Annotated in this window: 13 protein-coding genes; 11 read left to right on the forward strand and 2 right to left on the reverse strand. The window is 51.4% G+C overall.

Annotated elements, in window-relative coordinates; all coding sequences use genetic code 11:
• Positions 1-194: 194 nt before the first annotated feature.
• Positions 195-1,031 carry a ferredoxin--NADP reductase gene (locus ACHZB8_RS18815; RefSeq protein ID WP_316862581.1) on the reverse strand — a complete coding sequence of 279 codons (837 nt, stop codon included), beginning with the start codon at positions 1,029-1,031 and terminating at the stop codon, positions 195-197.
• 1,129 nt (positions 1,032-2,160) lie between these two features.
• Here ACHZB8_RS18815 and ACHZB8_RS18820 point away from each other — a divergent pair.
• The 8 genes from ACHZB8_RS18820 (at position 2,161) to ACHZB8_RS18855 (ending at position 10,185) form a co-directional block, all read left to right on the forward strand.
• Positions 2,161-2,607, forward strand: coding sequence for a curli assembly protein CsgF (locus ACHZB8_RS18820; protein ID WP_316862582.1), 447 nt, complete (start codon positions 2,161-2,163; stop codon positions 2,605-2,607).
• Between the two features lie 15 nt (positions 2,608-2,622).
• Positions 2,623-3,690, forward strand: a complete 1,068-nt coding sequence (locus ACHZB8_RS18825; RefSeq protein WP_316862584.1) for a CsgG/HfaB family protein — start codon at positions 2,623-2,625, stop codon at positions 3,688-3,690.
• 307 nt (positions 3,691-3,997) lie between these two features.
• Positions 3,998-5,905: a hypothetical protein gene (locus tag ACHZB8_RS18830; RefSeq protein ID WP_316862586.1), complete on the forward strand. Its 1,908-nt coding sequence runs from the start codon at positions 3,998-4,000 to the stop codon at positions 5,903-5,905.
• A 100-nt stretch (positions 5,906-6,005) separates the two neighbouring features.
• Entirely contained in the window at positions 6,006-7,553 is a 1,548-nt protein-coding gene (locus tag ACHZB8_RS18835; protein ID WP_316862587.1) for a hypothetical protein, read from the forward strand.
• 161 nt (positions 7,554-7,714) lie between these two features.
• Positions 7,715-8,224, forward strand: coding sequence for a curlin repeat-containing protein (locus ACHZB8_RS18840; protein ID WP_316862589.1), 510 nt, complete (start codon positions 7,715-7,717; stop codon positions 8,222-8,224).
• A 36-nt stretch (positions 8,225-8,260) separates the two neighbouring features.
• Positions 8,261-8,986, forward strand: coding sequence for a hypothetical protein (locus ACHZB8_RS18845; protein WP_316862590.1), 726 nt, complete (start codon positions 8,261-8,263; stop codon positions 8,984-8,986).
• Between the two features lie 116 nt (positions 8,987-9,102).
• The gene (gene csgH, locus ACHZB8_RS18850; protein WP_316862592.1) at positions 9,103-9,438 is read left to right on the forward strand and encodes a curli-like amyloid fiber formation chaperone CsgH; all 336 of its coding nucleotides are present in this window, start codon (positions 9,103-9,105) and stop codon (positions 9,436-9,438) included.
• 24 nt (positions 9,439-9,462) lie between these two features.
• A complete protein-coding gene (locus tag ACHZB8_RS18855) occupies positions 9,463-10,185 on the forward strand; it encodes a hypothetical protein (protein WP_316862594.1) in 723 nt (240 codons plus the stop codon).
• A gap of 172 nt (positions 10,186-10,357) precedes the next feature.
• Here the strand turns inward: ACHZB8_RS18855 and ACHZB8_RS18860 are convergent, their stop codons facing one another.
• Complete coding sequence (locus ACHZB8_RS18860) at positions 10,358-11,272, reverse strand: LysR substrate-binding domain-containing protein (RefSeq protein ID WP_316862596.1); 915 nt, start codon at positions 11,270-11,272, stop codon at positions 10,358-10,360.
• Positions 11,273-11,676: 404 nt separating this feature from the next.
• Between ACHZB8_RS18860 and ugpB the strand changes: the two genes are divergently transcribed.
• The 3 genes from ugpB to ugpE all read left to right on the forward strand — a co-directional run bounded on the left by ugpB (position 11,677) and on the right by ugpE (position 14,860).
• Positions 11,677-12,981 (forward strand): sn-glycerol-3-phosphate ABC transporter substrate-binding protein UgpB, encoded by a 1,305-nt coding sequence (gene ugpB / locus ACHZB8_RS18865; protein ID WP_316862598.1) that lies wholly within the window; start codon positions 11,677-11,679, stop codon positions 12,979-12,981.
• A 143-nt stretch (positions 12,982-13,124) separates the two neighbouring features.
• Entirely contained in the window at positions 13,125-14,009 is an 885-nt protein-coding gene (ugpA, locus tag ACHZB8_RS18870; protein ID WP_394706229.1) for a sn-glycerol-3-phosphate ABC transporter permease UgpA, read from the forward strand.
• Positions 14,009-14,860 carry a sn-glycerol-3-phosphate ABC transporter permease UgpE gene (gene ugpE / locus ACHZB8_RS18875; RefSeq protein ID WP_316862602.1) on the forward strand — a complete coding sequence of 284 codons (852 nt, stop codon included), beginning with the start codon at positions 14,009-14,011 and terminating at the stop codon, positions 14,858-14,860. Before ugpA ends, ugpE begins: the two co-directional genes overlap by 1 nt.
• Positions 14,861-14,862 lie beyond the last annotated feature (2 nt).

Genomic DNA, 14,862 nt, shown 5'->3' on the forward strand with positions numbered 1-14,862 from the left:
AGAAAAACGCTTCAGGGACTGTCCTCGCCATTGCTCTGCATTCGAGCAATGAATGGTTCGGGTAAAGTGCTGGACTTCAGGCAAAATGCGCCGACGCGACTGTTCAGAGCCGCTCGGGAACATCGCGACAAAAGAAATGGCCACCCGGCTCAAGGCAGGATGACCATCACAGAAGCAACGGCATTGACCGCAAATCAATCCACGAAAGCACGCTCGACAACATAGCTTGCCGGACGGGCATTTGATCCCTCCACAAGACCGAATGTCTCAAGCAAATCCTTCGTGTCGTTCAACATGGCCATCGAGCCGCAGATCATGCCGCGATCCTCTTCGGGATTGATCGGCGGCACACCGAGATCACTGAACAACTTGCCGGTTTCCATGAGGTCCGTGATCCGGCCGGTGCGAGGGAAATCTTCCCGCGTGACAGAGGTATAGTGAATGAGCCGCCCCTTGGCGAACTCGCCCACGAGCGGATCATTGTTGCAAAGCTCGACCAGATCCTCACCATATTTGAGCTCATTCACTTCACGGCAAGTATGCGTGAGAATAACCTGATCAAATTTCTCGTAAGTCTCGGGGTCGCGAATGAGCGAAGCAAAAGGCGCAATCCCCGTCCCGGTCGAAAACATGTAAAGACGCTTGCCCGGAATGAGCGCGTCATTGACCAACGTCCCCGTAGGCTTCTTGCGCATGAGGATGGTATCGCCAACCTTGATCTTCTGCAAATGCTCGGTCAGCGGGCCATCAGGAACCTTGATCGAATAAAACTCGACCTCTTCATCCCATGATGGGCTTGCGACCGAATAAGCACGAAAAACGGGGCGCTCGGCATTGGGAAGACCGATCATGACGAACTCGCCGGAACGGAACCGGAAACTGGCAGGACGCGTAATCCGAAACTTGAACAGGCGATCTGTATAGTGCTGCACTTCGGTCACCGTTTCCGCAAAGACATTTGCCGGAATGGGAAATGCGGATTTGCTGGCTGCACTGGCGCTGGAATGCGTAACATCGCCTTGCTGCGTCATAGAATACTCCTTCAAATTCCATCAAACGACTTGGTAAAACAGGATTGATCTGATCCTTGCAATTCGTTTGTTCTGATATCCTCGGCAATGAAGCCAAAAGCGAAAAATCCGAATTTTATAAGACTCGCTCCGGGATATCGTAATGCTTGCATTTATGTCCAATTCTTGCACGGTCCCGCAACCGTGAACGAAACCTACCACCAGTTTTTGCTGCTGGATAGAAAAAGTTCTCCCAAAACTCCCATTTAACAACATGCCCTCAAACCAACGGTGTGACAGGGTCACATTCTTGCCTCGACAGTTGCTTCAGAAGGAGCCGCAGTCTTGTTAGAAGGGCGTGCCAAAAAGATCAAGATCATTTGAATGAATATTGCACCCCAGCAGGTGCAAAACGAGTGGAACCAGCGCAGAAGTCTGACCAGAAGACCCCCGCTCTCATCACGAGATTTCAGGGGCCATATCTCACATCCCGCGCGGTTCAGAATGCAGAAATCGAGCAATTTTGGTATTTTCTGGGCAGTTTCCACCAAAGAAACGCGTTGGAACAAAATAAAACCACAGATGTTGCAATTTGATCACACACCCCTGTGTTGTGCAGAGCTGTTTCCAGGGACAATGTCTCAAAATCCCTCCCTCAAACCAATAACTAATTGTTAACAATGAGAAATTCTGCCAGAGCCAATCAATTGACCCAACAGGAACATCGGTTCCGAGTGGGGTCGAGCAGATGCGCAGAACAAGAGTGACAAATCGAATTCGCCGTCACCGACTCCCGTCAGGAGCAAAACAGACTCATCCCGATTTCTGACAATAACTCGTTCAGCTGATCTCTCAAGAAAGCTTGCCAACAAAAATAACTCAGTTATTTCAACATATTAATCAACAGAACACCACCCTCTCGAGTCCCTACGCACCGACGACGACCACCCCACACTACAATTAAACACTATTTTTGGTTGTAAATTTGACATACACAATTCAAGTCTGTTACACGATCATAGTTGCAAATGCAATTTTCCGCACCCTTGGTTGCAACCTGTTTGCAGAATAGCTTTTGATCACCGGGCCGTCATTTTGGCCGAGTTTGAGCAAACCGATCCAGTTTGTAGGTGGCTCAGGAGGAATTGAATTGAAGAGACTGATCTTACTTGCCGGGCTGCTACTCGCCTCGGAAACGGCTTTGTCATCGGAACTGATTTACACGCCGGTAAACCCGACATTTGGGGGCAACGCGAACAACTCCTCCCATCTTCTCTCGATTGCCAGTGCGCAGCGAACAGCCACAGCAAGCGATGCCGAGGACGACAGCTCCAGCTCAAGCACGAGCGACAGCGATAGCGACAGCACAACGGCAGATCTCTTCGTCAGCCAGTTGCAGAGCCGCCTTCTGTCCGCGTTGGCCAGCCAGGTAACTGAAGCCATCTTCGGCGACAATCCTCAGGAAAGCGGCACCATAACCTTTGGCGATACCGAAATTTCCTTCAACCAGAGTTCCAGTTCGATTTCCCTGACGATTACTGATTTCACTTCCGGCACCGTGACCAACATCGAAGTGCCTCAACTGGTAACCAACTGATTTAGGCTTTTCACGATGCTGAGTTTCAAGCAAAATCAATCCGCACCAAAGCTCCGCGTCAAGCGAGCGATTGCTGCCCCATCGCTTCTGCTTTTATTGGCACTGGCAGGCTGCGCGAACAACCACACATTGTTGACAGAGAAGCCTCGCGTCGCCGAAGCCAGCGAAGTCAATATGAAACTTCGCAACATACCGCCTCCCAAACACCGGATTCCGGTTGCTGTTTATGAATTCAAAGATGAAACAGGCCAGTATAGAGAGGCAAAATCCTATCAGCAGCTTTCACGCGCAGTTACCCAAGGCGGCGTTTCCATCCTGATCAAGGCCCTTCAGGACGCAGGCAATCGCCGCTGGTTCACGGTCATGGAACGTAACAAGCTCGCCAACCTGCTCAAGGAACGCCAGATTGTAACGGAAATGCGCCGCCTCTATCGTGGCGAAACCCAGGTCAATTCCAAGGCGTTGCCTCCGCTCAAACATGCTGCGATTATCATCGAAGGCGGCGTTATCGGCTTCAATTCCAATGTCCAGACCGGTGGTATCGGGGCAGCCTATCTTGGCATCTCCGGCGACACCGATTACACCAAGGATGAAATCACCGTCGCCCTCCGTGCCATCTCAACCAAAACCGGCGAAGTGCTGGCCACGGTCAGTGCCCGCAAAACGGTTGTCTCGGTCGGCATGCAGGCCTCTGTTTTCCGCTACGTGAAACTGGACGAGTTGTTGGAGGCCGAAGCCGGCTTCACGCATAACGAACCGGGACAGGTCGCGATGGAAGCGGCCATCGAAAAGGCCGTCGAGGCTCTTATTGTTGAAGGCGTTCAGCTCAAGATCTGGAACTTTGCAGATCCGTCCAGTGGCACAAGCTATGTCAAGGACATCCGGAACGAAACTTTCGGCAAGGCAAAAAGCAGCTATCCGGTTACAGGCCCCGGCCCTGAAACAAGCAATGCCACGACCATCACGCCGACAATCCCGCGCCTGATCGTGACGCCCAAGAAAACCGTAGCCAAACCAGTTGTCAAAGAAACAACCAGAAGGTTACCTCCGCCATATACAAGCAATGAAGAACCGGCAGGATAATAATCCTATCAACCCTTGATTGAGTATAATTGTATTAGGCCGTCACAGTGCTTGCTGTGTCGGCCTTTTTACTTTCGTTGATCTGAAACAACGAAGTTTAACCATAAACACCAAATTTCATTCAAGTTTTATTAAATTTCCTTTCTATCATATTGACAATAACGATTAACAGGACGTAAATGGTTGCAATGTCACTAAGTCATAATCATTAGTTGCAACCGATACCTATTTTAAGGTTGTGGGGGCGGAAAAACAGGTGGTGGCATGGCTAAAAACACATATTCAATTCAGATTTTGGAGACATGAAATGACTAAACTTCGTTTGGCTCTTCTCGCCGCGACCGCTGCTGGCGTCATCTCTGCCGGATACGCATATGCCGCAAGCAACGAGGCCTTTATCATACAGTCCGGGAGTACCAACACCGCTGCAATTGATCAGTCCGGTGGCTCATACAACAAAGTAGGCAAATCAACGGATCCCGCCGCACAAACAGGTAGCGACAACAGCCTGACAATTACGCAGGAAGGAAATAACAACGTAATTGGTCTTGAAGGCGATGGCCTTGATCAGTTCGGCGACAACAACTCATTTCTTGCCAATCAGCTCACCAATGACAACACGGTCGGCGAAGTTCAGCAGATCGAGAGCGGCGCCACCGGAGCAAACGGCACCAACGAACTCCGCGTCAATCAGCTCATCGGTAATGGCAACACGGTCGGCACAGTGTCTCAGACAACCACCGCAAGCGGCAAGAACCGTGCGATCATTCGTCAGGAAGGATCTGGCAACGTTGTAAAATCCGTCAGCCAGACCAACAATGCCAATTCAGTCGCTGATCAGAACAATATCGTTGTCAAAGTCACAGGCAACGACAACGGTACCGCAAGTGCGCTGACCAACTACGCAGCAAACAGTGGCGTCAATTCCAGTGAAATCATCCAGAATGGCAGCAACAACGAATTCAAACTCTTTGTCACTGGAGATAACAACCAGTTCGGCGCGATCCAAACAAACGAAAATGGCGGCTCCAACACTGTCAATACGCTCAAGATCGAAGGCAACAGCAACGAACTTGGCGTGAACCAAGCGGCACATTCCAATTCCGACAGCAACACGCTCGTCATCGAAAAAATCGTTGGTGACAATAACAGCGTAGGCGTCAGTCAGAACGGTTTTGGCACAAACACCGGTACCATTTCTCTTGGCGGTAGCAGTGACAACAACTGGGCGCGCTTGACGCAGGAAAATGGCGCAGAAGCAAAACTCACCATCACCACAGGTGACTACAACAGACTCTCTGTTGACCAGCTTGCCGCCTCTACCACAGACAACTACGCAGAAGTTACCGTCACTTCCGATGATGCGACCGGACCAAACAACTGGGTCTATATCCGCCAGTATGGCGACGCCGAATATGCGACAACCACGATCGTCGGTAACAACAACTATTCCAACATCAGCCAGACGGCAAAAGGCAACATCGCGAACAGCAGCTTCACTGGTGACAGCAACAATTCCATCGTCCGCCAGAACTACTACAGCTCTGACAACACGGCTAATACAACCGTTACCGGCGACCAGAACGGTGTAAACATCAATCAGCAATACTGGAGCGATGGAAACACCGTAACCACGACCATCACCGGCAATCAGAACGAAGTAAGCAGTGATCAGCAAGCGTCTAGCAATAGAAACACCGCAACCATTGGCATTTCCGGTAACGGCAACCAGGTCGAAAACTACACATATGCGGCATCTGACAATGAACTGATCGTCGACATCTCAGGGGCGTACAACTATATCGGCTCTTTGCAAGGTCTCGTTTCAAACAGCTCTGTCAATATCGCTGCCACCGGCGATAGTAACAATATTTCTGCAACTCAGGCCTTTGGCTCCGACAACGACCTCGACGCCGTCATTTTTGGTAACTTCAACGGCGCAGGCACCTTCAGCACCAGAACGGCAACCACTCTGAACGCTGGCTATCTGACGCAAGTCGGATCAGGCAACACCGCAAGCTGGAATGTTGGCACGACAACCGCCGACAGTTCAAACAACCTGTTTGCAATGATCCAAAATGGTGACGACAACAATGTTGACGTCACCATCTTCGGCGGCGACTACAACGAAGTTGCCATCTCTCAGAAAGGCAACGCAAACACCTCTGTTGTAACGCAGAACGGTTCCAACAACGTTGTTGGCATTAGCCAGTAATCATCGCAGCTTTGCGACAACACGACTGGGTCGGGCGAAAATCGCCCGACCTCTTGGCACATTTCCAAAATACATTTGATCGATCGACATTGGTGACATCATGAAACAGTACAACACACCTTTCATCGGAACGGCTCTCGTCCTGATCCTTGCATCACACCCGGTAAAGGCAGATGAAAACCAGGTCTATGTTGGCCAGACCGGGGTAACCAACACGATCTCGATTGATCAATATGGCACGTCAAACAAGGTCGGAGCCGACGAAACAACCATCAACGTCTATCAGGACGGAACCAGCAACACGCTGACCGTCAACCAGGAGGGCTACGCCAACGAAGCGGGCGCGACGAGCGCAAACGGCACCCTCGGACTTGAAGGCATCGCCCAGATTGGGGCCAACAACACAATCGATCTCACTCAGCAGAATTCAAATTCCGCCGGTAACAACCGGGTCGGTGCGATTTATCAAAGCGCACCTGACAATTTCGGCTCGGTGACCAGCAACAGCCTGACGATCACCCAGACCAATACCGCGCTGAACAACGCCCTTGGTGAAGGGGATGGTCAGTCCGGACACTCAATCGGCGAGATACAGCAGATCCAGACAGGCGAAACCAGCGAGATGAACATTGCCACCATCAGGCAATATGATGGAGCATCCGGCTCCGAGGGTGGCAATGTCATCAACCAGCTGGTCCAGAATGGGAGCGGCAACCTTGCCGACATTACCCAGCAATATCGCGGCAACCTCATCAACGTCATGCGACAACTGGGCACCGCCAACGAGGCAACCATCATTCAGCGCGCCGGTACGGATAACGAGATCAACTCATTCTTGCAGGCAGGAGCAGCCAACCGGTCCCGCATAGAGATGACCGGCTCACGCAATCTCCTGCTATCCGCCATTCAGAATAACGAACTTGTCCCCGTTGCAGGCAACATCATGACCCTGATCCTGGGCGGCGATGACAATGGTGGCGATGGGCTCGGCGGGCTCGGGCAATTTGTCTTCAACGTCACCAAGGACATTCAGGTCGCTCAGGCGGAAATCAAACAGCTGGGTGACGACAACAGCCTCAACTATGTCACCTCGGGTCGATCCTTCATGAACCAATACGGGTTTGTGCAGGACGGCGATGGCAACTGGCTGAGCGGTACCGTTGACGGCGAGGAAAACGAGACCGCGGTGTCCCAGGTCGGCGATGGCAACCGTCTGAATTTCAGCCAAAGTGGCGAGAAAAACGCTCTCGCAGTCTTGTATCGCGGCAAGGACAACGAGCTTTATACCGCCCAGACAGGCAACGAGAACACGATCAATATCAGCTTTGACGGTGGCATCGCTCCGGTTTCACGCAGCAATCAGAATAATGATGCTGCTCTTGGGGGCTTCAGCGAAACAGCCCTCGCCTACTCAAATGGGCTGACACCGGGGCAAGTTCTTCAAAATGGCAATTTGAACCTGGCAACCCTCGCCATTCATACGGGCAGCTTCAACAAGTTTGCCTACTCACAGAACGGCGATGAAAACGAAATCGATGCAATCATTGAAGGGAACTCAAACCAGTCGGTTGTGGTCCAGGGCAGCTCAAGCAATTACGCTTACTACCGCCAGTATGGAAATAACAACCAACTTATCATCCTACAGTAGAATCGAGTTGTAATTTGCAATCTCTCTACTTATGAGTTAAATTTTGATTCACCGTGATAATAACAATCCGCCCGACTAAGCAACGTTCGAGCGGATTGTAAATCTTGATTAAAGAACTCCCTGTTTCAATAGCTCCATGCAAAAGCATAGGGAACAGGGATATGATCAAACAACTCGCAACTCTTGCCGCAGTTCTGTTAACGAGCGTAGCAGCTGAGGCCAATTCTGAAAGTAACGTTATTTCGTTGCTTGAAGGCGCAAATATAGAAGGAAATGTTATCGAGCTTTCCGTGATCGGCAGCAGCAACAGTCTGGCGCTCTCCCAGACCCTGACCAGTGGCTCCCTTGAAGGCAACTCGATGACCATTTCGATTGAAGGCAACAACAATGGTGGCGCCGGCCTTGCAACATTCACCGGTGTCGCGTTGGAGAGCGGTCTGCTCCCCGGAGAACTGATTCAGGAAGGCTACGGCAACAGCATGGTGGTTGATGTGAAAGGAACGAGCAACCTTTTCTCCTTCCTTCAGAGCGGTGACCACAACTCGTTGAACGCTTCCATTCAGGGAACCAGCAATCAGGCAGCCGTGCAGCAATATGGACAGAATAACCATGTCAGCTTCAGCCAGGTGGGCAACAACAACAGCATCAGCATCTCGCAGAGGTCTTTCTGAACGGTATTCTGTGCCACCACATAAGGAAATGGGCACATGAAATGGCAAACACTACTCGGCGCAATGGCGGTCTGCTGGACTATTCTGCCAGTTTCAACCGCCTCGGCAGGCGATAACAACATTCTCATCCTGAAACAGCAGGGCCTGGGCAATACGATCTCAGTTGACCAGTTTGAGGCAACGGGCAGCCAGGTCGGCGGCGTTTCCTTCAATGAGAACACACTCAACCTGACGACAACAGATACCGCCTACCCGCAAAATCCCGAGTTCGAGATTTTCGATTATTCCAATTCCATTGAAATGACCAGCGCCCTGGCCAATCCCGTCCTCCAGATTGGCAACGACAATGAAGCAACCATCACAATCGAAGGTGATGGCGATGTCGTGCAACTGGAACAGGATAGTCAGGGCTTTGCTGAGGGCAATGAAGCCAATATCTATGTCAATTCCGGCAATGAAACGCCATCCTTTGGCGCAGTCTTGCAAACCGGCGGCAACAATACGGCCAACCTTACGGTGAACGGCGGGCTCAATAGCGGTGTCATATTCCAAAGAGGCATCGACAATATCGGCAATGTCGAAGTGAACGGCACCGATGTCGATGCCATTCTGGTTCAGAACGGGTCCAACAACAACTCAACAGTTGAAGCATCAGGCACGAGTTCGAACTACAGCTACACCCTCAATGCCAGCAACACGACTGGCACAGTGGCGGTCAGTTCGAACGGAGCCAGTGTCAGCATTACGCAAAGCCGATTCTGACTGAGCAAAATACTCCCTGAATGTCACGATAAAGGAGTGGTGTTTTGCCCATCTCGAAACGCATCTGGTCGCTATTGCTCGGCCTGTGCCTGCCCATCCTATCGGGAGCCCATTCCATGGCTCAAGACTTGAAGGCGGATATCATTTTCCAACAGACTGGAGAAATGGTGTCCGTCTCGGACAGAATTGAAGTGTCCGAGCCCCAGAAAATTGACATCAAACTCGAGATCATGAAAACGGGAAAGTCGGGCAAAGCCTCAACCGTTCAAGGCAATTCGATCACGGCAGAGCCCGGAAAAAGCTATCAAAGCAATCACTTGGCTCTGGCGCTACAAACCGGCGACAAAATCTCTGCCCTTCTCAATCTCTACATCAATGGCAAGCTTGTGCTTACCAAAGAACGCACATTCACTTTCGATCCAACCACATCGAAAGACCAAGGAAAATTGTAACCTAATTATCATCCGGTGGCTTCAATGACAAAATTCCTCACTTTCACGGTCTCATCCCTTCTCTGCGGCCTTTCTCTTCTTGCCAGCCCGGCAATGGCTCAATCATCGAATGCGGTGGCCAAAGCCTTTGCGGGGCGCTGGGTCACATATGACAGCCATTTTGCAGAAAAAAACGAATGCATTTTCGACTTTTCAGCAAACCAGAAAAATGAGATTTTCCCTATCCAGCAAAGCAACTGCGCAGGCGAGCTGAAAGACGTCACCGGTTGGAAGATCCTCAACAATCAGTTGGTCTTCGTCGCAGCAAACAACGCCCCGGTCGCTCTTGTGGGCGGCAATCAGGAACGCCTGAGCGGTGCCACGACAAAGAACAAGCTTCCCGTCATTCTTGAGCGACTGGAGATTGCCCAAAAGATACAGGAAGCACGCAAATCGATTGCATGCTCCTATGTCGGCTACAGCCAGCTTTGCGCCAAACCACAGGATTTCACGCCGCCGAACGCATCACCTCAGAGCCCGGCACTTGTCAAAGTTCTGGTCAATCTCAATGCCCGCATGGAACCACGCAACAGTGCTAAAGTGGTGACGGTCCTCAAACCCAACGCCTGCCTGAAAGCGGAAACCTGCACCGTCGCATCCGATGGCCTCTGGTGTCGGGTAAATCTTGGCCAATCAACAGCCTGGATCAAGAAGCAGGCCGTCCGACAGAAAAGATGGCCTATCATCACCTTCAAAAACGGCTGCTGACAATCGACGCCCCACGTCTGATACCGAAAAAAAGCGGCTGACATGGCATTGGCAAGGGTGGGAACAGAACAGGTCCCACCCTTTCTGTTGCTGATACCCGGCAAGCAGCAAAGCTGCCCGGATTCAGCTTGCAAACAGTCCGCCCCAATCATCGCGGCACAGCCAGAAATCTCTAGTAGGATGTCGAAGCGGAGCCTTGAATACGATAGGGCTCAAGGCTTTTGAGAAAGAGATCGATAAACTCCATCGTAATCACCGAGCGCGGAGTATGCGTGGGATAGAGAATGCTGAGCTTGTGGGGAACAACCGGCTTGAACGGCTTCAGGATCAGCCCTTCGTCGACATATTCCAAAGCGTCGATGATACTGACAACACTCACACCGACCCCACCGGCGACAATGCGGCAAGCCAGACCGAACTGCCTCGACTCGATTAAGGGATTGAGTCGAGCCCCACTTGCATCAAAGGCCGCCTTCACCAAACTGAAATAATCACTGTCACGTCTCGCATGGATGAAAGGTTCATTATCCAGATCCATCGGCGTTATATGCTCCCGGTCCTTGAGACGATGATTGGGCGGCAAAACGCAAACGCTTTTCATCATCAGTGGAATGGTTTCAAGTGCCGGATGTTTCAGATGGTCTGAAGAAATGCCAACGTCATATTGATGGGAAATGATCCAGTCCAGAATGCGTTCCGGGCGGTCCGGCTCAATCGCCATGGTAACACCGGGCCTTTCCTTCATGAATTCCGCAATAACCTTGGGCAAGTGCGTTGTGGCAAACCCCGGCAGACAGGTGATGCGCAGATGCCCGACCTTAAGTTCATGAATTTCTTCAACAAGCTTCTCGATATTGCTGAGACCAGCCAGAACGCGATCCACCTCCCCCAACAGAAAGCGCGCCTCCTGCGTAGGAACCAGCCGTCCCCCATCGCGCATGAAAACATCAAAGCCGACGCGTTTTGAAAGGCTGGAAATGAGTCGGGAGACCGCAGGCTGGGAAACGCCAAGCTGGCGCGCCGCCGCCGTCACATTCCCCGCAACAGCCACTGCTCTGAAAGCCTCCAATTGCCTTAAATGAAGCATCGTTCTCTCCACCTGCGAGCATTCAGTTCCGTGAGAATATCAAACGGTACAACGCTACAGCGCGTCCGCACTCTGGTGATCCATCGCAAAACCGATGGTAACCGCACCCCATGGCACTCCCCCCCCAACAAGATGGAACAGAGTGAACAGGATGACCGCCAGAATTTCATAACATGATGTTATGACATTTAAGAAAAAAGTTCATTTGAATTATTTCGGCCCTCCCCGCATTTTTGAGATCGTCCGAACTGGCAAGCTCATATGCACTCTGCCTAACCATATGAGCAACCCAAGGTGCCTTCCTTCCTCCAGACAGAGAAAAGGAAGCCTCTTCCATATTTCGGAAGGACAGGACTTTGGAGGAACGAATTTATTGTCTCGATATTGAGCAAGGGAAAACTCAAATGAAACTGTCTCGCAAAGCTCTTTTGGCTGCAACCATGATTGCAAGCCTCGCTGCCCCAGCTATGGCGGCAACTGAAATCCAGTTCTGGCACGCTATGGGCGGTGTCAACGGGGAACTGGTCAACGAAATGACCGAGAAATTCAACGCCTCTCAGTCTGACTACAAGGTCGTTCCTGTCTATAAAGGCGGTTACGCAGACACCATGACCGCCGCAATTGCCGCTTTCCGCGCCAAGGAACAGCCTGCAATCGTTCAGGTTTTCGAAGTCGGCACCGCCACCATGATGGCAGCCAAAGGCGCCATCTATCCAGTGTCCCAACTGATGAAAGACACCGGTGAGGATTTCGACCAGTCTGCATATCTTCCAGCTGTTATCTCTTACTACCAGTCTCCAGAAGGCGATCTGCTTTCCATGCCATTCAACAGCTCCACGCCTGTTCTGTGGTACAACAAGGACGCTCTGGACAAAGCTGGTGCCAAAGTTCCGACCACTTGGGACGAACTGGAAGACGCAGCCCAGAAACTGGTCGATAGCGGTATGGAATGCGGCTACTCCTTCGGTTGGCAGTCCTGGGTCATGATCGAGAACTACTCTGCATGGCACAACATGCCTTCTGGAACCAAAGAAAACGGCTTTGCCGGTTTTGACACTGAATTCACCTTCAACAACGACGCCGTCATCAACCGTCTGCAAAAAATCGCTGACGATGGCAAAAAAGGCCTGTTCAAATATGGCGGCCGTACAGGGTCTTCCCGTCCAATGTTCGTCAACGGCGAATGCGGCATGTGGATGAACTCTTCCGCTTACTATGGTGGTTTTGCCAAAGACATCAAATTCAACTTCGGCCAGACCATGCTTCCTCTGGACACCGCAGTTGCCGAGAAACCTCAGAACTCCATCATCGGCGGAGCAACTCTGTGGGTTTTGCAGGGTCGTGAAAAAGAAGAATATAAAGGTGCTGCCAAGTTCTTGAAATTCATCTCCACACCGGAAATTCAGGCAAAATGGCATCAGGTCACCGGGTATGTGCCAATCACTACGGCTGCTTATGAGCTGTCCAAAGAGCAGGGTTACTACAAAGAGAATCCAGGCACCGACACCGCCATCAAACAGCTGTCTCTGAATACTCCAACGCCAAACTCCCGCGGCATCCGTTATGGCAACATGGTCCAGATCCGTGATGTCATCAACGAGGAAATGGAAGCTCTCTGGGCTGGCAAGAAAAACGCCAAGGAAGCAATGGACGCTGCTGTAGAACGCGGCAACGCTCTGCTTCGCAAATTCGAACGTACCGCCAAATAATCGGCTTGCTCCGGAATTGAACACAGCCATGCCGCTAAACTGGCGGCATGGTTTTCTGCCCTTGATGGGCAGACCGGCTTTTGCCGTCCTTCACGCAAAAGCCCGGATTACAAGCATTTGGATTTGGTTCGAAGGACCTCTCTATCATGATCAAGCGCGTGCATTTCCCCACGTCTCCTCTGCCCTACCTATTGGTTGCACCGCAGATTGCCATTACGATTGTCTTTTTCATATGGCCCGCCGGACAAGCGCTTTACCAGTCATTTCTCATAGAAGACGCCTTTGGTTTCGGAAGCGAATTTGTCTGGTTCGAAAATTTTCAGCTGCTGTTTGAAGACCCGCTCTATATCGACACTTTTGGCCGCACACTTTTCTTCTCGGTCATGGTGGCACTGCTTTCCATGTCCCTCTCACTCCTCCTTGCCGGATTTGCTGACAGGGTGGTCAAGGGCGCAACCATCTACCGAACCCTGCTGATATGGCCCTACGCCGTCGCCCCGGTCCTGGCCGGTGCCTTATGGGTTTTCATGTTCAACCCATCTGTTGGCATCATAGCCTACTGGCTGAAGCAGGTTGGCGTTGAATGGAACCATTTTCTCAATGGTGGGCAGGCGATGGCGCTTGTCATTTTTGCCGCGGCCTGGAAGCAGATCGCCTACAATTTCCTGTTCTATCTCGCCGCCATGCAGGCCATTCCGAAATCGATGATAGAAGCCGCCGCGATTGACGGCGCCGGACCTGCACGACGCTTCTGGACAATCATCTTCCCGCTGATTTCTCCAACCACATTTTTCCTTTTGATCATCAACATCATCTACGCCTTCTTTGACACCTTCGGCATTATCCACGCTGTCACCGAGGGTGGCCCGGCCAATTCCACCGTCACGCTCGTCTACAAGGTTTACAGCGATGGTTTCATCGGCCTCGATCTCGGCGGTTCGTCCGCCCAGTCCGTCATCCTGATGATCATGGTGATTGCCCTCACCGTCATTCAGTTCCGTTATGTTGAAAGAAGGGTTGAATATTGATGATCGAGAACCGTCCCTTTTTCGATACGCTGACACATGTTGTCCTGATCCTTGGAATTGCGCTGGTTGCCTTCCCGATCTGGATCACCTTTGTCGCCGCCACCCATGATCTCGCTCGCATGGCACAGGCCCCGATCCCAGTCCTGCCCGGCACACATTTCTGGGAAAATCTCAAACTGGCTCTTGCGGGCAAGATCATCTCGGGCATCGATACAATCCCGGTATGGAAAATGATGCTCAATTCACTGACCATGGCCCTGATGATTGCCACTGGCAAGATCTTCATTTCCATTCTGTCGGCCTATGCCATTGTCTATTTCAGATTCCCCTTCCGCATGACCTTTTTCTGGATGATCTTCATCACATTGATGCTACCCGTCGAGGTTCGCATTCTGCCGACCTTCGAAGTCGTGGCAAATCTAGGCATGCTCAACAGCATATGGGGCCTCACGGTACCGCTGATTGCGTCCGCAACAGCCACCTTCATGTTCCGGCAGGTCTTTCTCACAATCCCCGATGAAATGCTTGAAAGCGCCCGTATCGACGGCGCAGGACCGATCCGTTTCTTTGTCGACATGTTGTTGCCGCTGTCGCGCACCAACATTGCCGCTTTGTTTGTGATGCTGTTCATCTATGGCTGGAACCAATATATGTGGCCGCTCCTGATCACCACGGATTCCTCCCTGACCACAGTTGTGGTCAGCATCAAGGAAATGCTCGACAGCGGCGAACGCATTCCCGAATGGAACACCATCATGATGACCGCTCTATTGGCCATGTTGCCGCCAATTCTGGTGATTGTTTCGATGCAGAAACTTTTTGTCAAAGGCCTGACAGAAACCGAAAAGTGACG

It is taken from the genome of uncultured Cohaesibacter sp. (assembly GCF_963556055.3).
In the GTDB taxonomy this organism is placed as follows: domain Bacteria; phylum Pseudomonadota; class Alphaproteobacteria; order Rhizobiales; family Cohaesibacteraceae; genus Cohaesibacter.